Annotated in this window: 16 protein-coding genes and 2 pseudogenes; 9 read left to right on the top strand and 9 right to left on the bottom strand. The window is 69.2% G+C overall.

Features of this window, described 5'->3' with window-relative positions:
• Window positions 1–37: 37 nt before the first annotated feature.
• On the bottom strand, window positions 38–397 hold the full coding sequence (locus ACFYXH_RS04085) for an MGMT family protein (RefSeq protein ID WP_389560654.1): 360 nt from the start codon (window positions 395–397) through the stop codon (window positions 38–40).
• A 206-nt stretch (window positions 398–603) separates the two neighbouring features.
• On the opposite strand from ACFYXH_RS04085, the gene ACFYXH_RS04080 reads away from it, so the two are divergent.
• The 3 genes from ACFYXH_RS04080 to ACFYXH_RS04070 all read left to right on the top strand — a co-directional run bounded on the left by ACFYXH_RS04080 (window position 604) and on the right by ACFYXH_RS04070 (window position 6,718).
• Window positions 604–3,363 carry a lysylphosphatidylglycerol synthase domain-containing protein gene (locus tag ACFYXH_RS04080; RefSeq protein ID WP_389560376.1) on the top strand — a complete coding sequence of 920 codons (2,760 nt, stop codon included), beginning with the start codon at window positions 604–606 and terminating at the stop codon, window positions 3,361–3,363.
• Between the two features lie 149 nt (window positions 3,364–3,512).
• A complete protein-coding gene (locus ACFYXH_RS04075) occupies window positions 3,513–5,075 on the top strand; it encodes an alpha/beta hydrolase (RefSeq protein ID WP_389560374.1) in 1,563 nt (520 codons plus the stop codon).
• Between the two features lie 47 nt (window positions 5,076–5,122).
• Window positions 5,123–6,718, top strand: a complete 1,596-nt coding sequence (locus ACFYXH_RS04070) for an alpha/beta hydrolase (protein WP_389560373.1) — start codon at window positions 5,123–5,125, stop codon at window positions 6,716–6,718.
• 123 nt (window positions 6,719–6,841) lie between these two features.
• Here the strand turns inward: ACFYXH_RS04070 and ACFYXH_RS04065 are convergent.
• From ACFYXH_RS04065 to ACFYXH_RS04055, 3 genes and pseudogenes are all read right to left on the bottom strand, one after another.
• Window positions 6,842–8,066 (bottom strand): annotated as a pseudogene (locus ACFYXH_RS04065) (tyrosine-type recombinase/integrase).
• A complete protein-coding gene (locus ACFYXH_RS04060; protein WP_389560372.1) occupies window positions 8,066–8,263 on the bottom strand; it encodes a helix-turn-helix transcriptional regulator in 198 nt (65 codons plus the stop codon). Before ACFYXH_RS04060 ends, ACFYXH_RS04065 begins: the two are co-directional and overlap by 1 nt.
• A 2-nt stretch (window positions 8,264–8,265) precedes the next feature.
• Window positions 8,266–8,907 (bottom strand): annotated as a pseudogene (locus tag ACFYXH_RS04055) (replication initiator); the annotation flags it as partial.
• Window positions 8,908–8,973: 66 nt separating this feature from the next.
• On the opposite strand from ACFYXH_RS04055, the gene ACFYXH_RS04050 reads away from it, so the two are divergent.
• The 6 genes from ACFYXH_RS04050 to ACFYXH_RS04025 all read left to right on the top strand — a co-directional run bounded on the left by ACFYXH_RS04050 (window position 8,974) and on the right by ACFYXH_RS04025 (window position 17,425).
• On the top strand, window positions 8,974–10,077 hold the full coding sequence (locus ACFYXH_RS04050; protein ID WP_389560370.1) for an XRE family transcriptional regulator: 1,104 nt from the start codon (window positions 8,974–8,976) through the stop codon (window positions 10,075–10,077).
• An 83-nt stretch (window positions 10,078–10,160) separates the two neighbouring features.
• Window positions 10,161–10,691 (top strand): SMI1/KNR4 family protein, encoded by a 531-nt coding sequence (locus ACFYXH_RS04045; RefSeq protein WP_389560369.1) that lies wholly within the window; start codon window positions 10,161–10,163, stop codon window positions 10,689–10,691.
• A 795-nt stretch (window positions 10,692–11,486) separates the two neighbouring features.
• Complete coding sequence (gene fxsT / locus ACFYXH_RS04040) at window positions 11,487–14,675, top strand: FxSxx-COOH system tetratricopeptide repeat protein (RefSeq protein WP_389560368.1); 3,189 nt, start codon at window positions 11,487–11,489, stop codon at window positions 14,673–14,675.
• Window positions 14,676–15,349: 674 nt separating this feature from the next.
• Entirely contained in the window at window positions 15,350–15,862 is a 513-nt protein-coding gene (locus ACFYXH_RS04035; RefSeq protein WP_389560366.1) for a hypothetical protein, read from the top strand.
• Between the two features lie 262 nt (window positions 15,863–16,124).
• The gene (locus ACFYXH_RS04030) at window positions 16,125–16,574 is read left to right on the top strand and encodes a hypothetical protein (protein ID WP_389560365.1); all 450 of its coding nucleotides are present in this window, start codon (window positions 16,125–16,127) and stop codon (window positions 16,572–16,574) included.
• Between the two features lie 524 nt (window positions 16,575–17,098).
• Complete coding sequence (locus tag ACFYXH_RS04025) at window positions 17,099–17,425, top strand: hypothetical protein (RefSeq protein ID WP_389560363.1); 327 nt, start codon at window positions 17,099–17,101, stop codon at window positions 17,423–17,425.
• A gap of 167 nt (window positions 17,426–17,592) precedes the next feature.
• On the opposite strand, the gene moeZ is transcribed toward ACFYXH_RS04025, so the two are convergent.
• The 5 genes from moeZ to ACFYXH_RS04000 all read right to left on the bottom strand — a co-directional run bounded on the left by moeZ (window position 17,593) and on the right by ACFYXH_RS04000 (window position 23,726).
• A complete protein-coding gene (gene moeZ, locus ACFYXH_RS04020) occupies window positions 17,593–18,771 on the bottom strand; it encodes an adenylyltransferase/sulfurtransferase MoeZ (protein ID WP_389560361.1) in 1,179 nt (392 codons plus the stop codon).
• 63 nt (window positions 18,772–18,834) lie between these two features.
• Window positions 18,835–19,623, bottom strand: a complete 789-nt coding sequence (locus ACFYXH_RS04015; RefSeq protein WP_389560359.1) for a spherulation-specific family 4 protein — start codon at window positions 19,621–19,623, stop codon at window positions 18,835–18,837.
• Window positions 19,611–20,570, bottom strand: coding sequence for an NAD-dependent epimerase/dehydratase family protein (locus ACFYXH_RS04010; protein WP_327325923.1), 960 nt, complete (start codon window positions 20,568–20,570; stop codon window positions 19,611–19,613). The genes ACFYXH_RS04015 and ACFYXH_RS04010 overlap by 13 nt, the downstream gene beginning before the upstream one ends.
• Window positions 20,571–20,727: 157 nt before the next feature.
• Complete coding sequence (locus ACFYXH_RS04005) at window positions 20,728–22,026, bottom strand: hypothetical protein (protein WP_389560357.1); 1,299 nt, start codon at window positions 22,024–22,026, stop codon at window positions 20,728–20,730.
• Window positions 22,023–23,726 carry a DUF3492 domain-containing protein gene (locus ACFYXH_RS04000; protein WP_389560356.1) on the bottom strand — a complete coding sequence of 568 codons (1,704 nt, stop codon included), beginning with the start codon at window positions 23,724–23,726 and terminating at the stop codon, window positions 22,023–22,025. Before ACFYXH_RS04000 ends, ACFYXH_RS04005 begins: the two co-directional genes overlap by 4 nt.
• Between the last annotated feature and the right edge of the window lie 98 nt (window positions 23,727–23,824).

Here is a 23,824-nt window from a genome sequence, read left to right as displayed (position 1 = left end):
CCGGCGTGCCCCTGGTGCCACCGATCGGCCGAAGCTGTCACATGTGAGCGCTGCCGCCCGCACCACCTTCGCCGTCCCATCGCGCGCGCTTCATGTCGAGCCGTGGCACATGGCCTTCGGCACTTCGCGAGGCCTCGCGCAGCGGCGTGCCCTCCGTGCGGTACCGCGCCAGGGCGCGCAGCTCGTGCCCGGGCAGCAGCGTGCCGTCCGAGCGCACCACACGCCACCAGGGCACGGCGCCGCCGTACAGCGCCATCACCCGGCCCACCTGGCGCGGCCCGCCCTGCCCGAGCCACTCCGCGACATCTCCGTACGTCATCACCCGGCCGGGCGGGATCAGCTCGGCGACCTCAAGCACCCGCTCCGCGTACTCCGGCAGCTCGTCCATCCGGCCCATCCTGCCGCACGCCACCGACAACGCCTCCGACAGCAGGCACAGTGGAGGGAGTGGGACCGGAGAGGCAGAGGGGCGTATCTCACGTGCCTCAAGTCCCCGCGATGCACCCTGATGCCCCCCTCTGCCGTCCGGTCGTGCCACCATCATGCGGGCGGTGACTGGTGATACGAGATCAAGAAGAGACCGAGACGGCGAAGGAGCAGGGCGTGCAGCCTCCGAAGGCGGCAAGCACCCCTGAGTCCGAGTCGTACCCGGAAGCGACCGCTCCGCAGGCCGACGCGAGCGATGCGACCGAGGCGAAAGGATCCGCCGATTCGACCGGGGCGAAAGGGGCGACCGGTTCGACCAGGGCGGCCGACGTCACGGACGTGACCAGCGTCGACCGGGTTTCCGGGGACGAACCGCTGCTTGCCGCCCGCGTCCACCGCCCCTCCGATCTGCTGCGGCTGCTCATCGGCATCCTGGCGATCGCCGTGGTGCTCGCCGTCGCCGCCTTCGCCCACGGCACCACCTCCGGTCTCGAGCAGGACATCAACAAGGGCACCGGGCAGGCCCCTGACCTGCTGGTCAAGATCGCCGGGCTGGCGTCCAGCATCGCCGTACTGCTCGTCCCGGTCGCCTTCGCGATCGAGCGGCTGGTCAAACGGGACGGGCTGCGGATCGCGGACGGCGTCCTCGCCGCCGTCCTCGCGCACGGCGTCACCCTCGCCACCGATCTCTGGGTCGCCAAGGCCGCGCCCGGCACGCTCCAGGACGCGCTGACCCAGGCGCAGAGCGGCGGCGGGCTGACCGATCCGGTGCATGGCTATCTCGCGCCCGTGATCGCCTATATGACGGCCGTGGGGATGGCCCGGCGGCCGCGCTGGCGTGTGGTGCTGTGGGTGGTGTTGCTGCTCGACGCCTTCGCGATGCTGGTCGCCGGTTACACCACCCCGTTCTCGATCATCCTCACCGTGCTGCTCGGCTGGACCGTCGCGTACGGCACGCTGTACGCCGTCGGCTCGCCGAACGTACGGCCCACCGGCCAGACCCTGCTGGCCGGTCTGCGCCATGTCGGTTTCCGCCCGGTCACCGCGATGCGCTCCGAGGACGTTCCCGACTCCGCCGAGCAGGGCGACCGCGGCCGCCGCTATCTGGTCACGCTGGAGGAGGGCGCGCCGCTCGATGTCACCGTCGTCGACCGCGAGCAGCAGGCGCAGGGCTTCTTCTACCGGGTGTGGCGCCGGCTGACGCTGCGCTCCATCACCACACGCCGCTCCATCCAGTCGCTGCGCCAGGCGCTGGAGCAGGAGGCGCTGCTGGCGTACGCGGCGATCGCCGCCGGAGCCAACGCCCCCAAGCTGATCGCCACCTCGGAACTCGGTCCGGACGCCGTGATGCTGGTGTACGAGCACCTGGGCGGCCGTTCCCTGGACTCCCTGACGGACGACGAGATCACCGACGATGTGGTGCGCGGGGCCTGGCGGCAGGTGAAGGCGCTCCAGTCGCGGCGTATCGCGCATCGCAGGCTGACCGGCGACGCGATTCTGGTGGATCGTTCCGGCAAGGTGATCCTGACGGATCTGCGCGGCGGCGAGATCGCGGCGGGCGATGTGGTGCTGCGCATGGACATCGCGCAGCTGCTCACCACGATCGGGCTGCGGGTGGGTGCCGCGCGTGCGGTGGCCACCGCGGTCGAGGTGCTCGGCCCGGACGCGGTCGCCGACTGTCTGCCGCTGCTCCAGCCGATCGCGCTGAGCCGCTCCACCCGGGCGACACTGCGCAAGCTGGCCCGCGAGCGGTCGCAGCGTGAGCGGGATGCGGTGCTCGAGGCGTCCGCCGCCACCAAGCGGGCTCGTACGGAAGAGGCGGCGGAGGAAGCGTCGGCCGACGACCGCAAGGCCGCACGCAAGTCGGAACGGGCGGAGAAGCAGGCCGACAAGAAGGCCATGGACGAAGCCATGGACGAGGCGCGCGAGGAGGATCTGCTCTCCCAGATCCGTCGGCAGGTGCTGCTGATCAGACCGCAGGCACCGGTCGAGCCGGTCCGTCTCGAGCGGATCAGGCCGCGTACGCTCATCAGCTTCATCGCCGGCGCGGTCGCCGCGTACTTCCTGCTCTCGCAGCTCGCCGGCATCGACTTCGGCACGGTATTCCGGCAGGCCGACTGGCGCTGGGTGGTGGTGGCCGTCGCCTTCTCCGCGATCAGCTACTTCGCGGCGGCGATGAGCCTGCTGGGCTTCGTGCCGGAGCGGGTCGGCTTCCTGCGGACCGTGGTCGCACAGGTCGCCGGGTCCTTCGTCAAGATCGTCGCCCCGGCGGCGGTCGGCGGCGTCGCGCTGAACACCCGCTTCCTCCAGCGTTCGGGCGTACGGCCCGGTCTCGCCGTGGCCAGTGTCGGCGCCTCACAGCTCTTCGGCCTCGGCGCACACATCCTGCTGCTGCTCTCCTTCGGCTATCTGACCGGTACGGAGCGAACGGCGTCGTTCACGCCGTCGAGGACGGTGATCGCGGGTCTGCTGACGGTCGCCGTGCTGGTGCTGGTGGTGACCGCGATCCCGTTCCTGCGGAAGTTCGTCTCGACGCGGCTGCGCTCGCTGTTCGCCGGTGTGGTGCCGCGCATGCTCGATGTACTGCAGCGGCCGGGGAAGCTGCTCACCGGCATCGGCGGGATGCTGTTGCTGACCGGCGTGTTCGTGATGTGTCTGGACGCGTCGATCCGGGCCTTCGACAACGGCCACCAGCCGCTGAGCTACGCCAGCATCGCCGTGGTGTTCCTGGCGGGCAACGCACTGGGCTCGGCGGCACCGACGCCGGGCGGTGTGGGCGCGGTCGAGGGCGCGCTGACCTTCGGTCTGGTCCTGGCCGGAGTGCCGAAGGAGGTCGCGGCGCCGGCGGTCCTGCTGTACCGGATGATGACGCTCTGGCTGCCCGTGCTGCCGGGGTGGTTCGCCTTCAACCACCTCACCCGCAAGGGCGCGCTCTAGAAGGGCTCGGGCGGTCCCCGCACGGCAGCCCCGCCGCGCGAACCCTCCGTCGCCACCCACATGGCCGCCCCGCCGCGGCTACGCTCCGTCGCCACCCGCATGGACCGCCGTCCCGCGCGGCCGGGGCGCTCGCGGCGGACGATGACAGCATGCCGACCACTTCCGCCGCCTTGCGCGCTGTCGCACTCGCCGCCTCCGCCACCGTACTGCTGGCCGCCGGCTGTTCCGACAGCAGCGGCAAGAAGACGGAGCAGGGCCCGACGGAGGATCTCGCCTCCCAGACGCTGGACTGGCAGAAGTGCCCGGCCCCGTCGGAGGCCGAGGGCGGCGGGACCCAGCCCTCGCCGCTGCCCGGCGGCACCACCTGGGAGTGCTCCTTCATGGACGTCCCGCTCGACTACGCCGAGCCGGACGGCGAGACCATCGAGCTGGCCCTGATCCGCGCCAAGGCGCTCGACAAAAGCAAGCGGATCGGCTCCCTCATCTTCAACTTCGGTGGTCCCGGCGGCTCCGGGGTCAGCACGCTGCCCTCCGTCGCCGCGGACTTCGAGACCCTGCGCACCCGCTACGACCTGGTGAGCTTCGACCCGCGCGGGGTCGGTCGCAGCGTTGGCGTGGAGTGCGAGGACGATCGACAGCTCGACGCGTACTTCGCTAAGGACTGGACCCCCGACGACGCCGCCGAGGAGAAGACCCTCGTCGAGAGTCTGAAGTCCTTCGCGGACGCCTGCAAGAAGAACTCCGGCAACGAGCTCCCGTATGTGGGCACCACCAATGCCGCCCGCGACATGGATCTGATGCGCCAGGTCCTCGGTGACAAGAAGCTCTACTACTTCGGGATCTCGTACGGCACCGAACTCGGCGGCGTCTACGCGCACTTGTATCCGAAGAACGTGGGCCGAGCCGTTTTGGACGCCGTCGTCGACCCGACCGCGACCTCGGAGCAGAGCGCGCTGGGCCAGGCCAAGGGCTTCCAACTGGCCCTCACCAACTGGGCCAAGGACTGCGTGGCCCGCGGCGACAAGTGCCCCATCCCCGGCTCGACACCGCAGGAGATCCAGGACTGGATCATCGCCCTCCTCAAGAAGCTCGACAAGCAGCCGATCACCGGCAGCGGCGACCGGAAGCTGACCCAGACCGAAGCCACCAACGGCATCGCGCAGACCCTCTACTCCACGGAGTACTGGCCGTTGCTGGAGCAGGGTCTCGACGAGGCCGACGGAGGCAACGGCGCGCTGCTGCTCGCACTGTCCGACGCCTTGAACGGACGCAGCGAGAACGGCGACTACAGCAATATCCAGGCGGCCAACTCGGCCATCAACTGTGTCGACTACAAGGACCGCTTCACCCTGGAGCAGGCCAGGGCGAAGCTGCCTCAATTCCGCAAGGCGTCGCCGGTCTTCGGCGACACCATGGGCTGGGGCCTGATGGGCTGCAGTGAGTGGCCGGTGCCCGGCATGTGGCGCACGCCGGATGTCTCCGCCCCGGGCTCTGCCCCCATCGTCCTCGTCGGCAACACCGGTGACCCTGCCACGCCGTACCAGGGCACGAAGGCGATGGCCGACGCGCTCGGCAAGGGCGTCGGCATCGAGCTCACGTACAAGGGCGAGGGCCACGGCGCGTACAACAGCGGCAACAAGTGTGTGCAGAAGGCAGTGAACACCTACCTCCTGGACGGCAAGGCTCCCGCCGCCGGAACGGTGTGTCAGTAGGCCCGCATAAGATGTCGAAACTATCTTCGAAGCCCGGGGGGGCATCCATGACGACGCGGGTACGGGCGGGGGCGCTGGCCGCTGCGGCGGTGCTGGCGGCCGGCGCCATCGCCGGCTGTGACGGCAGTACGGACGCGGCAGGGGGCGACGGCAAGAACACCGCCAAGCCCTCGGCCTCCCGGACCGCCCCGGACAAGGCCGCCCCGAGCAGGCCGAGCGAGCCGGTCCTGCCCGCCACCCTCACCGGCCAGAAGCTCGACTGGCAGCGCTGCGCGGCGCCCGTGAAGGCGGAGGGCAGCTACGCGAAGGCGCCGGGCAATCAGTGGCAGTGCGCCCGGCTCAAGGCCCCGCTCGACTACAAGAAGCCGACGGGCGAGACGATCGGGATCGCTCTGATCCGCTCGACGGCCGAGGACCGGTCCAAGCGGATCGGTTCACTCCTCTTCAACTTCGGCGGTCCCGGCGGCTCGGGTGTCGCCGGACTGCCGGGCTCGGCCGATCAGTTCAAGAAGCTGCACAGCCGTTACGACCTGGTCAGCTTCGATCCGCGCGGCGTGGCGGAGAGCTCCGAGGTGACCTGCCGGGGCGACCAGGAGATCGAGGCAGCGCACAGGCTGGACTTCACCCCCGACACACCCGCGGAGGAGAAGGCGTACTTCGACGACGCCAAGGCCTTCGGCGCGGGCTGCGCCAAGAAGTCCGGGCGGGTGCTGCCGCATGTCGGCACGGCCAACGCCGCCCGCGACATGGACCTGATGCGCCAGGTCCTCGGCGACGACAAGCTGAACTACCTCGGCTTCTCCTACGGCACCGAACTGGGCGGCACCTACGCCCACTTGTTCCCGAAGAACGTCGGACGACTCGTCCTGGACGCGGTGGTCGATCCCACCGCCGACTACGCCGCGCATTCGCGAGGCCAGGCGCAGGGCTTCCAGCGCGCCCTGGAGAACTACTTCAAGAGCCGCGGCATCAGCGCGCAGGAGGGCACCGCGCGCGTGGTCAAGCTGCTCGGCAAGCTGGACCGCAAGCCGCTGCCCACCGACGAGGGACGCCCGCTCACCCAGAGCCTGGCGCTCACCGGGATCGTCTTCCCGCTGTACTCCAAGGACAACTGGGAATACCTCACCAAGGGGCTGAACGAGGCGGAGAACGGTGACGGCACCCGTCTTCTGCTGATGGCGGAGGCCTACAACAGCCGTGACGAGAAAGGCCACTACAGCACCCAGGACCACTCGCAGCGCGCCATATCCTGCGCGGACACCAAGGGCCGGGTGACCGCCGCCGAGGTCACATCGCGTCATCTGGCCGAGTTCACCAAGGTGTCGCCGGTCTTCGGCCCGTATCTGGCCTGGGACCTGGCGGGATGGTGCGCGGACTGGCCGGTGCCGGGCGAGTCGGACACTCCCGAGACAGCCGCCGAGGGCGCGGCTCCGATCCTGGTCGTCGGCACCACGGGCGACCCCGCGACCCCGTACGAGGGCGCGAAGCGGATGGCGGACGAGCTGGGCGCGGGCGTCGGGGTGCTGCTCACCAACAAGGGCGAGGGGCACGGCGCGTACGGCAATGGCGCCTGCGTGACCGGCACGGTGGACGCGTATCTCCTGGACGGCAAGGTCCCGGTGAACGGCAAGACCTGCTCGTAGCAACCGGCAGCGCGAAGGGCCCCGGACCGGCACTCCGGTCCAGGGCCCTCCCGCACCGCTACAAGCCTCAGTAGATCGGCAAGTCAGGCCATGTACCGCCTGACCTGCGCGTTTCCGGCATCCTCACTCCCTCTGGGCCGTCGTGGGGCCGTCATCGGTGTCCGCGCCGTCCCCGAAGGCACGGTTCACTGCCTCCCGGGTCCGCTTCTCGCTGCTGGGCATCAGATGCGTGTACGTCCGCAGGGTGAAGCCCGGGTCGTGGTGCCCCAGGTACTGGGACACAGCCTTGATGCTCTCCCCCGCGTCCAGCAGAACGGACGCGTAGAAGTGCCTCAGCGCGTGCATGCCGCTCGTCCGGCCGGGAGAGATGCCCGACGCATTCAGGGCCGGGCGCCAGGCCCAGCGGTTGAAGTCGTTGCGGTTGACCGGACGGCCTTGATCCCAATGAAAGAGCAGGGATGCCGTGACCGGCGAGCCGTCGACCGCCCGCCACGGCAGCCTCACAGCGGCTGGCGGGTGCTGGCTGATGTGCTCCTCGATTGACCGGGCAACGCTCTCGGGCAGCGGGACCGTTCGCGCCTTGGCTCCCTTGGGCGGTGCGAACACCGGACGGTTACGGATGAGCTTGACCTGACGTACCACGTGAACCACTCCCTCGATGAAGTCCACGTCTTCGACCGCCAAGCCGAGGACCTCGCCCTGACGCAAGCCGCATCCGCCAGCCAAATCCACCATGGCCCCGTAATGCTCCGGCAATGCCGAGCGAACCGCGAGTACACGCTCACGCGGCCCGGCTAGGGTCGAGCTTCGGCGCACGCACGGACGACGAACGACAAGGGTTCTCGGGGATCAGGCGGTCATCCACTGCCGCCGTCAGCATGGTGGAGAGATTCGCGAAGATCACCCGCTGATAGGCGGGTGCGACTCCCCCGTCCTGCAGCTTCCGCAGCCACTCACGGATGTGTGTCGGCCGGAGCGAGCCCAGTGTGCGACTGCCCAGGTACGGCAGGACGTGCAGGCGGATGCGCTGCTCGGTGCCCACGAAGGTGCCAGGGTCCATGGTGAGCGACGCCAACCATCGTTGGGCGTGCTGTCGAACGGTGAGGCGACCGCCTTGCGGATCTATGTACTGGCCGCGTGACATGTCCGCCTCGATCTGCGTGAGCCATTGCTCAGCAAGCCGCTTCTGACGATCGGGGAAGCTCTTGGACTTCTCGATGCCGTCGGGACCGATGTAACGGGCGCGGTAGCGCAGACCGACGCCGTACCGCTGGGTCTTGACCTTGACGACCTTGCCGTTGGGTCCAGGCTCGGTCCGATACCAGCGGTCTTGAATGTGTCCGGCCATCAGGCAGCCTCCCCAATTTGGGAGTCCACCCAGGCCCGCACATCACCCGGATCGAAGCGCAGGTGCCGGCCAACTCGGAATCCGCGAGGCCCAGTGCGCTTGCGCCGCCATTGGTAGACGGTCTCGACGCTGGGAAGCTCGAACATCTCGACCAGGTCCTCAGGGGTCAGGAACCGGTTCGGCAGCTCTGAGGCCATGGTCAGCACTCCCCTTCATCGGTGAGCTGATCGCGTAGGGCTTCACGTGCGGTTTCTCGGTTGATGCGGATGTCTTCGGCGATGGAGGCGGCAAGGGCGGATTCGCCGGGGGTGTGACCGTGGCCGGCGTATCGCCAGTCGGCGAGGACGAGCGTGGTGTCGGGCTCGGGCAGGCCGAGGGCCTGGCGTAGTTCGGCGGCGCGGTAGTCGGCACGGACCTGACGGCGTTCGGTGAATGTGGACGAGTAGCGGCGGGACTTGGTGAGGAAGTGGCCGCGGAAGCCGAGCATGTGGGCCCAGGCCCGCAGCTTGCGTTCCGGGTAGAGGGCATCGAGGTCCCAGCACGCGCGGATGAGGCGGCGGGCGTGGTCGGGTACGCGGTGCTGGTCGAGTTCGGCGAGCTCGCCGACGCGGCGGTCGAGGGTGCCGGTGGTCTCGGCTGCCTTGGTGGCGTACTTGGCGATGTAGGCGGCGACCTTCTGTTCGGTGATGTCGTCGCTGTCGAAGGCGGTGATGGACTGAATGTCGAGCTTCCTGCCCCAGGACAGTGACCGTGAGGGCTGCGGACCAACGGCGGGCACGGTCACCGTGGTGTACGGATGCTTCCTGGCCTTACGGATCGCGTCGGTGAGCAGCCCGGCAGTGGTCACAGTCCGAAGCCGTCCGCGTTGCGAGCACACTCCCCCAAGCGCCTGCCTGAAGGCGCCAGCATGGTGCGGCAGTGGAAGCGGTGGGAGTCCGGCGAGGTCACGCCGAGCGAGTTCTACCAACCGCTCATTGCCGCAACCTTCGGCACGGTGACACACGCGATCTTCCCCGTCGCGAGTCGACGGGATGGCAACGCTGAGATCGTCGCGGCCAGCGGCATGGAGACGCTGGACATCATCAGCCGCTTGCAGGCTTCCGACGTCGACAGCGCCACCCTGGACGCGCTAAGGATCACCACCGATCGACTGTGCTCCGAATACCCGCACCTGCCGAGCGCTCAGCTTGCGATGGAAGGGCGTCAGTGGCTCAAGCGAGTGGCCGGCCTTCAGTCGCAGCGGCTCACGCTTGCTCAGCACCGAGAGGTACTCACGCTCTCGGGCTGGCTGGCCCTGTTGATCGGCTGCGTCGAGTACGACATGGGCGACCGAGCCGCCGCCGAGAGCACGCGCCGGGCTGCGCTGTCCCTTGCCCATGAGGCCGACAACTCCGAGATCACCGGTTGGGCACACGAGATGCGAGCGTGGTTCGCCCTCACGACCAGCGACTACCGCGGCATCCTTGCCGCTTCCCAGGCGGGCACCGACGCCGCACCCAGCCATGGCGTAGCCGTACAGCTGGCAGCGCAAGAAGCCAAGGGATGGGCCCGACTTGGTGACCGTCGACAGACGGAAGTAGCGCTCGACCGCGGTCGGAAGCTACTCGAAGGAATGCCGTACCCCGAGAACCTCGATCACCACTTCGTCGTGGACCCAGCCAAGTTCGACTTCTACGCGATGGATTGCTACCGGCTACTCGGAGAAGACCGTTTCGCGGAGAACCTTGCTCACGAGGTCATTCGCGCCGGAACGGACTTCGACGGAGCCGAGCGATCGCCTATGAGGATGGCTGAAGCCCGGATCACTCTCGGTGTGGTCGCAGCCCGACAGGGCGACCTAGATCAAGCCGTGAACTACGGCGAGTGGGCACTCAAGGGGGACCGGCAATCCTTGCCCTCGCTCCTCATGGTCAGCCGGGAACTCGCCTCGATCGTCAACCGCGACTACGCCAACGAAACTGTAGGGCGTGAGTACTTGGACCACCTCAACACGCTCACCCGCGCCCGCTGAGTTGCCTAGACGGTTTCTCTTGGATAATCGTGCGTCCCGGGGGCTGACCCGGCGGTGTCGGTGGGGGCAGTTAGCCTGCGCAGATGATCGAGACGACCAGCGATGACCGCTACTTTCCGCCTGCCCTGGCCGACGTGGCCCGGGTCGAATTCGACTACGGCGACGAGGGCGAGGGCGTCGACTTCGAGCCGTACGACGCCTTCGACTCTGCCGAGAAGACCACCGACTGGCTACGCCACTGGACCGGCAACCACGAGCTCGACGGCGGCGCCTACCGGGTCTTCGGGCAGGATGGCACCGGAGGTCTCGCCGCCATCTGGTACGCGCGGCCAGGGCGGCCTCTCACCGAGCAGCCAGTAGTGTTCATGGGCTCGGAGGGCGAGTGCGGCGTGGTGGCCGGGGACTTGTCCGGCTTCCTGTGGGTGCTTGCCGACGGTTTCGGGCCAATGGAGGCCGCCCTGTATGAGGAGCGCGAGGCGCGCCCGGACGCCGCCCTGGCAGAGCTCGCCGAGCGGCATGCGACCACCCCGCGCCGGCCCGCCCGAGAAATCATCATCGAGGCCCAGGCTGAGTTCGCGACCTTCGCCGAGGACCTCGACGAGCTCTGTCACTGACGCGGCGAGGTCGGCCGAGCCCAGTCCCACGGCGTCAAGCGCGGACAGAGTTTCCCTACGTCTATCAAGGCTCGCTGCGCTCGCTGCCCGACCGGCGTTCGGTGAGCGCGTGGACATTGCCAACCCAGCCGCCACACGCAGCCCAGCCACACGGGACCGGCCCTGTCCCACGCCCGCCATGCGCCCGAGTGGCCCCCAGAAGGCTTCAAAAACACCAGCGCACCAGGCCCCGGGGGAAGAGGCGGACGCTCGGGAGAACACCACAGTTGACGCATTGAACGTCTGCATTCCCGGCCTCCTGAACTGCGGTAGCAGTCTGATCAGAGATCAGAGGGTGCCGCACGGAGTGCGGCGGCGCCGGCCGGACGCCGCCGCGCTTGCCCCTCCATGTCTACGCCACCGGGGCCGCACGTCGTCGCCCGCCCGCGCCCACAAGGGGCGAAAAGAACCAGGCCGGGGGTGGGGACGGTCGACTCCACGGCTTTACCCACACTCCCCGATCCGGGACCCGCGTCGAGCAAGACCAGGGGGCCACTCGGACACATTGCGGGCAGGGGTGAAACCTGCCCGAGTAGCCGGCAAGCGTACGGCCCCCTGATCATGCACGACCCCAAACCGGGCAGGACACCGGCCAAAGCCGCTCCACCGACCTCACGAGGCTGGCGCCAGGCGGTCAGCTACAGCGTGCGGAGGAATGCGTCGACTTTCAGCGTGTCCGGGGGCAGGGCGCGCTATACAAGGGGCGTGTTGCGGTACGGCGTCCACGCGATCGCCGCCGGGGGACGGGAGACGGGGATGCCCGAGAGTTCCGATTCGATCTTCATCAGCTATGCAGGGTCGGACCGTCAGTGGGCCGAGTGGGTCGCGTGGCGCCTGGAGGAAGCCGGCCACCCGGTCGAGCTGGACGTGTGGCACTGGCGCACCGGCGACGACTTCGTGAGAAAGATGAGCGAGGCTCTGGCGAAGGCCACAGCGGTCGTGGCCCTGTTCTCACCTGCCTACTTTGTCGCAGGGCGGTTCACCGAGGAGGAGTGGAGGGCGGCCCTGGCCCGTAGGGACCGCTTCATCCCGGTCGTCATCCAGCCGCTTGAGGCCGACGAGCTGCCGCCGATCCTGGCATCGCGCCTCTGGAAGGAGCTGCACGGCCTGGACGAGACCACGGCTATCGCTGCGCTCGTGGAGGCGGTGCGCGGCCCCGTGCCTCCGACCAGTCCACCGGCTTTCCCCGGCGCCACCACGCAGACTGCGCACACCGCTCCGGTCGTTCGACGTGGGCCGCAGCCACGTTTCCCGTCGAGCACCGGCCTCCCCGACGTGTGGAACGTACCGCGGCGCAATCCGCACTTCACCGGCCGCGAGACGGTCATCGACGATCTGCGAAGCAGACTGCTCGCGAAGCGGCACGTCGCTGTCCAGGCGCTGCACGGGTCGGGCGGCATCGGCAAGACGCAGATCGCAGTGGAGTATGCGCACCGCTTCGCCGGCCAGTACGACCTCGTCTGGTGGGTCGACGCCGAACAAGTCGACCAGGTCCCCCAGACTTACGCTGAATTAGCCGCGCGCCTGGACGTGGCTCGGCCCGAGGCTGGTACCGAAGCCAACGCACATAACGCAATGCAGCGCCTGCGCACGTTGGACCGCTGGCTGCTCATCCTGGACAACGCCGAGGACCGGGACAAGTTGGATGAATGGCTGCCCGAGGGGCCCGGCCATGTTCTGATCACGTCCCGCAACTCCGCATGGCAGTTGACCGTCCCCGGACTGCGCCTGGATGTATTCAGCCGCCGGGACTCTCTGGCCTACCTGAACAGTCGTCTGCCCGCCCTCGATCCCGAGCAGGCAAATTCGCTGGCCGGTGCGCTGGGAGACCTCCCCCTCGCCCTCGCCCAAGCCGTAGGTGTTTTGACCGCGGGGATGCCGCTGGCACGCTACCGACAGCTCCTGGACACCAAGACCAGCGACCTTCTCAGCCACGGTGACACCCCTGGGTATCCGGTCTCACTGGCAGCCACCGTCACCATCGCCAACGACCGGCTCAGCGTCAGCCGCAATGACGCGATCGCACTGCTACGCCTCCTATCCTTCCTCGGCCCCGACCCCATCCCCACTCCCTGGCTGGCCGACGCGCACAGCCGGTTAACCACCATCCCTGGCGACCACGACGACCTCATGTGGCCTCAGTCCGCCATCGAGCCGCTCGCCCGCTTCGGCCTGGCCCGCGTTGGGCAGGAAACGGTCCAGATCCACCGTCTCACCCAGGCCATCGTGCGCGATCAGGCCAGCAAAGTTGACACCGCAGCGATCCATCACGACCTTGCAGCGCTGCTGTCCACTGCCGACCCAGGGAATCCCCAACTGCCCCACACGTGGCCGCGATGGGGCACGCTCACGTCACACCTCACAGTCGCCCAGCACGCGATCGGCGCCCACCCCGACCTGCGGTCGACGCTGCTCAATGCAGCCCGGTACCTCATCCAAAGTGGCCAGCGACGTGCAGCTCACGATCTCGCCCACACCCTCCACCAATCGTGGGTCGTCGGCCTGGGTGAGGACCACCCCGACACCCTCCACTCCGCCGAAGCGCTCGTCGACGCCCTGTACGACCTCGGCCGCTATGGCGAAGCCCGCCGCAAGGTCGAGGACACGCTGGAGCGGCGCCGGCGGGTGCTGGGCGAGGATCACCCCGACACCCTCCAATCCGCCCACGATCTCGCCAACACCCTGCACAACCTCGGTGACCATGCCGAAGCCCGCAGCATGCACGAGGACACGCTGGAGCGGCGCCGGCGGGTGCTGGGCGAGGATCACCCCGACACCCTCCAATCCACCCACGATCTCGCCAACACCCTGCACAACCTCGGTGACCATGCCGAAGCCCGCAGCATGCACGAGGACACGCTGGAGCGGCGCCGGCGGGTGCTGGGCGAGGATCACCCCGACACCCTCCGCTCCGCCCACGATCTCGCCAACCCCCTGCACGACATCGGCCGCTATGGCGAAGCCCGCCGCATGCACGAGGACACGCTGGAGCGGCGTCGGCGGGTGCTGGGCGAGGACCACCCCGACACCCTCGACTCCGCTCGCGAGCTTGCGGTCGCCCTGCACAACCTCGGCCGCTATGGCGAAGCCCGCCCAATGCACGAGGACACGCTGGAGCGGCGCCGGCGGGTGCTGGGCGAGGACCACCCCGACACCCTCCAATCCGCCCACGATCTCGCCAACACCCTGCACAACCTCGGCCGTTACGGCGAAGCCCGCCCCATGCACGAGGACACGCTGGAGCGGCGCCGGCGGGTGCTGGGCGAGGACCACCCCGACACCCTCGACTCCGCTCGCGATCTCGCCAACACCCTGGACAACCTCGGTGACCATGCCGAAGCCCGCCCAATGCACGAGGACACGCTGGAGCGGCGCCGGCGGGTGCTGGGCGAGTTTCACCCCGCCACCCTCCTCTCTGCCTACGATCTTGCGGTCACCCTGCACAACCTCGGTGACCATGACGAAGCCCGCCGCATGCACGAGGACACGCTGGAGCGGCGTCGGCGGGTGCTGGGCGAGGACCACCCCGCCACCCTCGACTCCGCTCGCGAGCTTGCGGTCACCCTGCACAACCTCGGTGACCATGACGAAGCCCGCCGCATGCACGAGGACACGCTAGAGCGGCGCCGGCGGGTGCTGGGCGAGGACCACCCCGCCACCCTCGACTCCGCTCGCGAGCTTGCGGTCACCCTGCACAACCTCGGCCGCTATGGCGAAGCCCGCCCAATGCACGAGGACACGCTGGAGCGGCGCCGGCGGGTGCTGGGCGAGGACCACCCCGACACCCTCGAAACCGCCCACGATCTTGCGGTCACCCTGCACAACCTCGGTGACCATGACGAAGCCCGCCGCATGCACGAGGACACGCTGGAGCGGCGCCGGCAGGTGCTGGGCGAGGACCACCCCGACACCCTCGAAACCGCCCACGCGCTCGGCAGATATTGAGTCGCTCGTGCCCCCTACGTCGGCAGTACAGCAACGCAGTACCCCAGCAGCTGCACTTGCCCGGTAGAGTCCCTCCTTGGCCGTGAAGCGGCTGGTGTGACCGTCGCTGACCGATCCGGCTAGAGCTACGGATCAGAAGGTAGCCGTGCCCTTCCCGTGCCCGTTGCGTTCACTCCAATGGCTGCCGTACAGCAGCGAAGTACAGCAACCATTGCGACCGCATCCGACCCGGGTCGGCCCCAGGTACCCCGGCTGACCAGTCGAGCGGACCTCAGCGACCGCCCCGCCGGTAGTTCGGGACGAAGTGGTCGCGTGCCACATCCGTGCCAGATCGAGCGGTCAACGACGGTCAATCGAGGCGCGTCACGGCGTGGATGACCGTCCCTGGCCTCAGCGTCCCGGGCGGCCAGTGGCCAGTGAGGATGTGGCTGCGGGGGCGCCAGGCTTACAAAGCAGATGTCGGCGGTTCGAAACCGTTCGCGCCCACCGGTGCAAAGGCCGCCAACCGATCATGGTTGGGGGTCTTTGACATCTACTTTTGGCATCAACGGATACGGTCACTCACGGCCCCCGCGGGCGGTTACGCCTTGCTCTCGACGACCTTCATCGAGCGGCTATGCCGCCCCCGTCGATCTTGGCTGTACCGTCTCGGCAGACGAACAGGGGGCGGCCGAATGGCAAGTGATCTTCAGGTCAGCTGGGAACTGAGCGGCTCTGGGTGGGCAACGTGTCGAATCGCTGACGGCACGTCGGAGCGGACTGACATCGTCAGCTACTGCACGGACGCTCTGGCTGACTTGCTTCACGGTGTGGCGGGTCTCTACGGAACCTCGACCGTCCAGCGGGTCTCCTTCGACCTCGAACCGGCCGAAGTGAGGTGGCGGCTCCGGTGTCGAGGGACGAGCGTAGACATCGCTGTCTACCGGTTCCCGGATCTGCACAGTAGTTGGGACGCGCCTGACGAGGAGGGCACGCTCTGCTGGAGCTCCATACAACCCCGCCACGTGTTCGGCCACGCAGTGATGGAGGCTGCTCAGGCGGTGCTGGAGATCCATGGCGAGGTCGGTTATCGAAAGAAGTGGGTGCAGCACCCCTTCCCCGTCGCCGCTCTACAAGACCTCCGGCGGCTGCACCTGAGAGAGGACGAGTGCCATCACGAGCAGTGTCGGGGCAACCTCGATTCCTGACATCACCGGCTCACCTCAACGCGTGCGACCGGCGCCGGCCAACGCCGATCATCGGCGGCCGGCCAGTAGCGGAGAGGAAAGGGTGTTGGGTGCCGTTCCGAGATCCCGCGAGCGAGCCTATAAAGCGGGTGTCGCAGGTCAAGAGCCGGGTGCTGCACGCTGTCCCGTAACGATCCGGTATCGGTGTCGGAATCGAGAGGCTTAAGTGGCTTGCGGCGAAACTGATTTGCTAGGGGGCCGCTCCACAGGGTGACATGCGCTCATGAGCAGAATGGCGCAGGTTCTCGTCCTGGCACGGTACGAGGACGAGGTAATGGAGCCGCTGACACGGCCCGACGAGGCGCGCACCTGGCGCGGCAGTTTCGAGCAGATACCCGGTTGGTTCGTTGGCGGGTGGTACCTCGAGTTCTACCGCGAGAGCCAGCGCCGCGGGGTCCTCGCGGATCTGGAGGCGCTGCCGTGGAACCAGCCGGAGTGCGTCCAGGTCATGCTCCACGACGAAGACGACGACTGCTTCGGGCTATGGATGTTCCAGGACGGCGCGCTGGCCGAGGTGCCGATCCCACGCACACAGCGGGTCCACGTCACGCCGCCGCCGTGGAGAAGCGACAGCCCCGATCCCGGATGTCTGTGGCGGACGGACAGGCCGGACGCAGGGAAGTGGCCGGCACACTCTCCCGAGCACGAGCAAGACCCGCGACTGTCTTGGTAGTGAGAGCTAGTGGTGCCCTATGGGTGAGCCCGGATCCAGGAGAGTGTCGTGCCCCTGCCCGGCCCGTCCCGCCCGTAGTCCAGGCGAGCGCCTGCCGGAGCATGGTGGCCCCCGCGCGGGACACGATCGCTGCGTGACGTGCGCGAGGGCAGGCACCTTCGGGAACCAAGTGCAACGCCAGTCATCGACCCTGCCGAATACGTGTCGAAGCGCATCCAACTAGCCTCAGCAGCAACGACATTCCCGCAGGTCATGGGAGTACAGGATCACCTGCACCAAAGCGCCTTCTAATCGCCTGGCCGCAGGATCGAGCGCCGTGGGTGAGTGTCTAACTGCGTGACAACGCCAGCAAAGCAACAGCCTCGGACAACAACGGACGACGACGAACATCGCAGCAGCTCAGCTACGCGCCGCCCTGTCACACGGTCATCCCAGTTGCTTCGGGGCGAAGAGGTCGTGGCGGATTCGAGCAGCGGCGGAGCTGAGTCAGTGCGATGTCAGAGTCCGATGAGAGTGTGTCCGGCATGGAGATACCCGTGGCCCCTGACATCGGGGATGAGGAGCACGCCGTCATCGCCCACTTCATGCTTGCTGCTGGCGGTTTTGGCGACGCCGACCAGCGAGAGCGAGTCTACGAGGCTGAGCAAGTGATGGCGGCGGCGGCCGAGGAGGCCGGTGTCGGCGAGGTCGACGGCAACGAGTTCGGAGGAGGCAAGGCTGTGGTCTACGCCTACGGGCCTGATGCAGATGCTCTCTTCAAGGTCTTGGAACCGACTCTGCGCAGTCTGCCCTTCCGGCCGGCAAACGTCGTTCTCAGGCGGGGCGATATCGAGACCCGTATTGACCTGTAGGGCTGCCCCGGCACTGGGGAAACGGACGACGGCCCTGCGGGAAGTCCGGGCCGTCACTGGGCCGTGCGAGGGCGCCCGACGCCGACCAACAACGACAGAAGCCCACGGCACCTGACCTGGTCAGAGCCGTGGGCTTCTTCAGCCTTGCTGGTCAGCCCAAGGGCTGATTAGTAGATCGGCTTGTCCGGCTCGATCTGGTTGACCCAGCCGATGACGCCGCCGCCGACGTGCACCGCGTCGGCGAAGCCCGCGGACTTGAGCACCGCGAGGACCTCCGCACTGCGGACACCCGTCTTGCAGTGCAGGACGATGCGCTTGTCCTGCGGAAGGTCCTGGAGTGCGGTGCCCATCAGGAACTCGTTCTTCGGGATCAGCCTGGCGCCGGGGATCGAGACGATCTCGTACTCGTTGACCTCGCGGACATCGATGATGTCGATGTTCTCGCCGTCGTCGATCCACTCCTTGAGCTGCTTGGGAGTGATCGTCGAACCGAGCGCCGCCTCCTGGGCCTCCTCGGACACGACGCCGCAGAAGGCCTCGTAGTCGATGAGCTCGGTGACGGTGGGGTTCTCGCCGCACACCGCGCAGTCCGGGTCCTTGCGGACCTTGACCTGGCGGTACTGCATCTCCAGGGCGTCGTAGATCATCAGCCGGCCGACCAGCGGGTCGCCGACCCCGGTCAGGACCTTGATCGCCTCGGTGACCTGGATGGAGCCGATGGACGCGCAGAGCACACCGAGCACGCCGCCCTCGGCGCAGCTCGGGACCATGCCCGGCGGCGGGGGCTCCGGGTAGAGGCACCGGTAGCAGGGCCCGTGCTCGGACCAGAAGACGGAGGCCTGGCCGTCGAAGCGGTAGATCGAGCCCCAGACGTACGGCTTGTTCAGCAGCACGCACGCGTCATTGACCAGGTAGCGGGTCGCGAAGTTGTCCGTGCCGTCGACGATCAGGTCGTACTGGCTGAAGATCTCCATCACGTTCTCGGCCTCGAGCCGCTCTTCGTGGAGGATCACATTCACGTACGGGTTGATGCCGAGCACCGAGTCCTTGGCGGACTCGGCCTTGGAGCGGCCGATATCGGCCTGGCTGTGGATGATCTGGCGCTGCAGGTTCGACTCGTCGACCTCGTCGAACTCCACGATGCCGAGCGTGCCGACGCCGGCGGCGGCCAGGTACATGAGGGCAGGCGAGCCCAGACCGCCCGCGCCGACGGCGAGCACCTTGGCGTTCTTCAGCCGCTTCTGCCCGTCCATCCCGACATCGGGGATGATCAGGTGGCGGGAGTACCTGCGGACCTCGTCGACGGTGAGCTCAGCAGCTGGCTCGACCAGGGGTGGCAGCGACACGGGGACTCCGTTGGTCGGTAAGTCAGTACGGTGGTTCTCTCCGTAACACTGCCACGCCCCCTCTCATTCCGAGACACCCGGTCCGATCTGCGAGACGATTTCGTCCCAGTAGCCGGGCAGCGCCTCGAATGCTCCGTTATGTTCGCTTCGACCCTTGCCGCCGGTACGGTCGGTGAAGAAGATCGTCCCGGCGCCCTGCCAGCGGGCGATACGCGTGGCCTCCTCCAGGTGGGTCCGCGGCACACCGTGGACGAAGTGCACAAAGCGCTCCGGCGGGTGGTCCGCCGTCCACTCCGCCACCTGCGACCAGCGGTAGTCGGTCCATGGCCCGGAGAAGGTGACCAGCTGGTCGGCGATCTCCGCGTAGCCGGGATACGGGTGCGAGCCGTGCCCGAGCACCAGATGTCCGCCGTCGAGGACCGCCTCCAGCGTCGCCGTCGTACGCCGCACCTCGTGCAGGTCTGCACGGTCCGTCGGGCAGCGGTCCAGCAGGAAGCCGTCGACCTGGTACCACTCGAGAAAGCGGTGAGCGTCGGAGACGAGATCGCCGAATGATCGCGAGCCGTGTGCCAGGTCGAGATGGCCGAGGACGCGTACGCCCGCGTTGCGCAGCCTGCCCGCGGCCTCCAGACAGTGCGGGTCGGGGCGGTCGCCGGGGCCGTCGTCGACATTGAGGACCACCCAGTGCAACGGCGTTCCCGGCCGGGTCAGCCCGGCCCATTCGACAGGGGCGAGCAACGGGTGGGCGTAGCCGGGGATGCCGAAGCCGAGCCTCCCCCAGACTTCGTCCGGGGGGACCTCTCTCGCTGCGGTCGTCGAGGGGTGGGCGCCCGTGCTGGTCAGATGCGGCATGCCGCCTCCATCCAGATGTCGGCGAGGGACTCTTCGAGGTTGATACGGGGGCGCCAGCCGAGCCGGTCGCGGGCGGTGCGCACATCCGCCTGCTGCCAGCCGCCACAGCCGTCGGGGTACGGCGCCGGGGGCACGGACAGGTGGTCCAGTACGGATTCGGTGCGCGGGGCGCCGATGGGGGGCCGGCCCGACGGCGCGTCCAGCTCGTGCAGTCCACCGGCGTAGCCGGCGACCCGGGCGAGCACGGCGGCCGCGTCCCTCAGCCGTACGGCACGTCCCGTACCGATGTTGACCACGCCCTGCGCGGCGGAGAGCGAGGCGGCGTGCACGGCGCGCGCCACGTCCCGTACGTCGACGAAGTCGCGCTGCACACCGAGGCCGCTGAGCTTCAGCTCGCCGTCGCCGGACTGCATGGCGCGGCGCATCGCCTCGGCGAGGCGGCCGAGCGGGGATCCTGCCGGGGTGCCGGGGCCGATGGGCGAGAAGACGCGGAGTACGACGGCGTCCAGGCCGGCCCCGAGCACCAGCTCGGTGGCGGCGAGCTTGCTCACTCCGTACGGGCCGCCGGGACGCGGGATCGCGTCCTCCGCCGTCGACGATCCCTGCTGGGACGGCCCGTACTCGGAGGCGCAGCCGAGCTGGACGAGCCGGGCGCCGCAACCGCTGCGGCGCAGGGCTTCGCAGACGGTGGCGACGGCAACGGTGTTGTGGCGGGTCAGTTCGCGGGCGCCGCCGCGGGTGGCGCCCGCGCAGTTGATGACGACCCCGGGGTGGACGGCGCCGAGGAAGCGGGTGAGCGCGCCCGGGCTCCCGCCGGCGAGGTCGAAGCGCACGTCGGCGTCGTCGCCGCGCCCGAGGGCAGTGAGGTGCACGGCCGGGTCGGCGAGCAGCCGGTCGGCGACGAAGCGGCCGAGGAATCCATTGGCACCGAGCAGTAGCACCCTCATCGCGCGGCCGCCCCTCGGTGCCGACGGGCCGGAGCTGGGGGTAGGGGGGTCATGTCGCTTTCTCCTTAGGGATGTTGCTGTCGATGCAGTACTGGGTGCTGGAATCGGGTACGCCCGCGGTGTCGGGTACGCACCCGGTGTCGGACCCGCAGCAGGTTCAGACGCTGTGCGCCGAGGCCCGGGACAGCGCTGCGGTGGCGTGGGCCAGCAGGCCGAGGGCGGCGGCGCCGCAGGCGAGAGCGGGTACGGATCCGGTGCCCCAGGCTCCGACTGCCGCCTCGACCGGGCTCGCCAGGAAGCCGCAGCCAGGGAGCCGTCCGGCCAGCAGGAGGGCGGGGGCGGCGACTTCGACGGCGCAGGCGGCGGCGAGTCCCGCAGCGGCGGAATCGGGGAAGCCGTGGACGATGAGCAGACGCGCGAGGAAGAGCAGGGTGCCGAGGGCGACGGCGGGGACGAGGGCCTTGTGAGGGAGGACGAGGCCGACGAGCACGAGGAGCGCGGTGAGGGCACCGACGTACAGCGCGACGACGCCGAGGAGCAGCGGACGCGCGCCGGAGGCGAACTCCTCGAGACCGCGGCTGCCGTCGAGCCTGCGCCGCGCCTGTACGGAGAAGAGGTGCGCGCACCAGGCCGCGGGGGCGACGGCGAGTGCGAGTCCGACGAGCGGGGCCGGGGTCATGGGCCAGGAAGCGCCGGGACCGCCGCCGATGAGCTGGGCCTGCGCCCCTTCGCCGTACACCGCGTACACGAGCAGCCAGAGTGTCCACAGGCGTACGGCGGGGACGGTGCGTCCTTCGGCGCGCAGCGGTCCGCGGCGCAGGCAGAGCGCGAGGGCGACGGCGACTCCGGACACGCCCACTGCCCCTGCCGCGAGCCGGACCGTGCCTTCCGCAACCTCTATGGGCTCCATGGACTGCATGGCGACGGCGAGGGCGCAGACGGCGCCCGGCAGCAGCGTGAGGAGTGCGTGTCCGGCGCGGCCGGGCCGTCGTCCGGTGCTCGGACCGGCGGCGCGCGCCGGACGTTCGGCGGCTTCTGTCGATTCCCCTCCGCGCGGCACGCGCGCGTACAGCTCCTCGGCGAGCGAGAAGACGTCCCGGTGGCGGAAGCGGGCGGCGGTCCGGTCGGTGACGCCGTGCGCCTCGAGACCGGCGGCGATCTCCAGGGGGTCGACGGCCCGTTCGCACAGCTCGCGGTGGCGGTGCATGAGCGCCTTGACGGGGTCGGCGGGGCCGCGGCGGGCAGCGGGCTTGCGCGTCTTCGCGGGCCCGTCCGCCCGGACCTCGGCGAGCAGGGTCTCCGGCTGGGTGTCCGAGTGGGCCGCCAAGTGGGTGTCCCAGCCGCTCGCACCGACAGGTGATCCGCGTTCGTCGGCGGCTGCGCTCGCGGCGATACGGAACGCACTGCGGGACGTACCGGGTGGCGTACTGCGGGACGTACTTCGGAACGTACTCATGCGCGTGCCTCCTTCGCCGTGGTCAGCGCGCCGACGAGCCGCGGCCGGTCCGCCCAGCGCGGGGTGCGGGCGCCCGATGCGGTGCCGCCGCCCGACCAGTGACACGGCACATACGCCTCGGCGGGACGGGCGAAGGGCAGCGGCTCACCGTCCGCGTTCACCGCCTCCCGCTGCACCGGGGAGTGCGAGATCAGCTCCAGGTAAATGCCGCGAAATGCCGTCAGGTTCTGCTCGATCGTGAAGAGCTCGAGCGCGCGGGCCCGGGCGGCCGCGCCGAGCCGTTCACGGCGCTCGGGGTCGCGCAGCAGCGCGAGGCAGGCTTCCGCGAGGGCCCGCGGATTGCGCGGGGGCACCACAAGCCCTGTACCGCCGATGACTTCGACGACCGCGCCGACGTCCGTGGAGACCGTCGCGCGGCCGCAGAACATCGCCTCGACCAGGCTGATCGGGAAGCCCTCGACGACGCTGGACAGGACGACGACTCCGCCGGAGGCGTACGCGTCGGCCAGCTCGGGCGCCTCGGGTCCGCCGATCTCCTCGAAGGAGACCGGGTTGTCGCCGACGGCGTGCGCGTCGGCCGCCTCGTCGGGGAAGAGCTGGGCGGCCAGCGCCTTGCAGTGGGCGAGATAGGTCCTGGCCTCCGGCCCCTGCACCGGCGCGCCGAAGAGCCGCAACCGCGCCTGCGGCTCCTCCTTGCGCACTTCCGCGAAGGCGTGCAGCAGTGCGATGAGGTCCTTGGCGGGCTCGATCCGGCCGACCCAGACGAGGGTGTGCGGGTCGCTGCTGCCGTCGCCCTCCCCCGCAGCCTCCCCCACCGATTCCCCGACCGCCGCGAAACGGTCCACCTCCATGCCGGGGTAGACGGTCCGCAACTTGGCGCGGTCGGCGCCGCACTTCTCCTGCCAGCGGCGTGCATGCGTATTGCCGGGCGTGATGACGGACGCCTGCCGGTACACCTCGGCGGCGAGCCGGCCCTGGAAGGCCGCGAGCAGGGCCCGTACGGGCGCGGTCAGCTCGCCGTCCCTCGCGGCGAGGTAGTGCGCGCGCAGTTGTACGCCGTACTCGGTGACCAGCAGTGGGACGCCGAAGAAGCGTTTGGCCAGCAGGCCGGGCAGGGCGGCGGAGCCGCCGGACGCGGCATGGCACAGGTCGACCGCGCCGAGGCAGTCGGCGCCGTACCAGTCGAGCGAGAGCGGGCGCAGAGCGCGCTCCAGCTGGTCGACGAAGGCGAGGTAGTCGGGGACGGTGGCGGCGTGCACGGTGCGGCGCGTGCCGGGGGCACGGCAGGCGGATTCGAGGACGCGCACGGCGAGTTCGGAGCGGAGTGCGGCGTAGAGCCCGCCGCGTTCACGCGCCAGTTCGGCGAGTCCGTACAGTGCGTCGGCGAAGCCTTCGCCCTGACCCTGGCCCTCCGTACAGACGGCGGTGGCGAGCTCCTTGAAATGGGCGACGAAGCGGCGTCGTTCGCGCCGTCCGTACGTATGTCCGTCGTCCTCGGGCGCCCACAGCGGGGCCGTGCGCACCCGCTGCACCTGCGGCGGGAGCTGGATCCAGCCGTGGTCCTCCTGCTGGGCGCTGCGGCTCAGCGCGTAGACGTCGAACTCGTGCTGCGCGAGCCCGCGCACAAGCCGGTCGCACCACAGCCTGGACTCACCCGTCGCATATGGATAACCACCGTCCGTAAGCAGTCCGATCCGCACCAGCGCACCCCCGATCTCCCTTGTGGGCGGCCGCCGTTGGTCCGGCGGCTCACAGCGGGACGACGGTAAGCGGATACGCCAGTGACGCGACGGACGGT

Origin of the sequence: Streptomyces sp. NPDC002730, assembly GCF_042888805.1 — a bacterium.
Taxonomy (GTDB): Bacteria; Actinomycetota; Actinomycetes; order Streptomycetales; family Streptomycetaceae; genus Streptomyces.
The sequence above is the reverse complement of the archived record's forward strand: the minus strand, read 5'-3'. Positions and strand labels throughout refer to the sequence as shown.

What these genes read in the sequence shown, in the direction of transcription:
- ACFYXH_RS04030 (WP_389560365.1), top strand. Translation starts at nt 16,125, where the DNA reads ATGAGCAGAATGGCGCAGGTTCTCGTCCTGGCACGGTACGAGGACGAG.
- ACFYXH_RS04015 (WP_389560359.1), bottom strand. Translation starts at nt 19,623, where the DNA reads ATGCCGCATCTGACCAGCACGGGCGCCCACCCCTCGACGACCGCAGCG.
- ACFYXH_RS04085 (WP_389560654.1), bottom strand. Translation starts at nt 397, where the DNA reads ATGGGCCGGATGGACGAGCTGCCGGAGTACGCGGAGCGGGTGCTTGAG.
- ACFYXH_RS04035 (WP_389560366.1), top strand. Translation starts at nt 15,350, where the DNA reads ATGGCAAGTGATCTTCAGGTCAGCTGGGAACTGAGCGGCTCTGGGTGG.
- ACFYXH_RS04070 (WP_389560373.1), top strand. Translation starts at nt 5,123, where the DNA reads ATGACGACGCGGGTACGGGCGGGGGCGCTGGCCGCTGCGGCGGTGCTG.
- ACFYXH_RS04050 (WP_389560370.1), top strand. Translation starts at nt 8,974, where the DNA reads ATGGTGCGGCAGTGGAAGCGGTGGGAGTCCGGCGAGGTCACGCCGAGC.
- ACFYXH_RS04010 (WP_327325923.1), bottom strand. Translation starts at nt 20,570, where the DNA reads ATGAGGGTGCTACTGCTCGGTGCCAATGGATTCCTCGGCCGCTTCGTC.
- ACFYXH_RS04060 (WP_389560372.1), bottom strand. Translation starts at nt 8,263, where the DNA reads ATGGCCTCAGAGCTGCCGAACCGGTTCCTGACCCCTGAGGACCTGGTC.
- fxsT (WP_389560368.1), top strand. Translation starts at nt 11,487, where the DNA reads ATGCCCGAGAGTTCCGATTCGATCTTCATCAGCTATGCAGGGTCGGAC.
- ACFYXH_RS04005 (WP_389560357.1), bottom strand. Translation starts at nt 22,026, where the DNA reads ATGAGTACGTTCCGAAGTACGTCCCGCAGTACGCCACCCGGTACGTCC.
- ACFYXH_RS04025 (WP_389560363.1), top strand. Translation starts at nt 17,099, where the DNA reads ATGGAGATACCCGTGGCCCCTGACATCGGGGATGAGGAGCACGCCGTC.
- ACFYXH_RS04075 (WP_389560374.1), top strand. Translation starts at nt 3,513, where the DNA reads ATGCCGACCACTTCCGCCGCCTTGCGCGCTGTCGCACTCGCCGCCTCC.
- ACFYXH_RS04045 (WP_389560369.1), top strand. Translation starts at nt 10,161, where the DNA reads ATGATCGAGACGACCAGCGATGACCGCTACTTTCCGCCTGCCCTGGCC.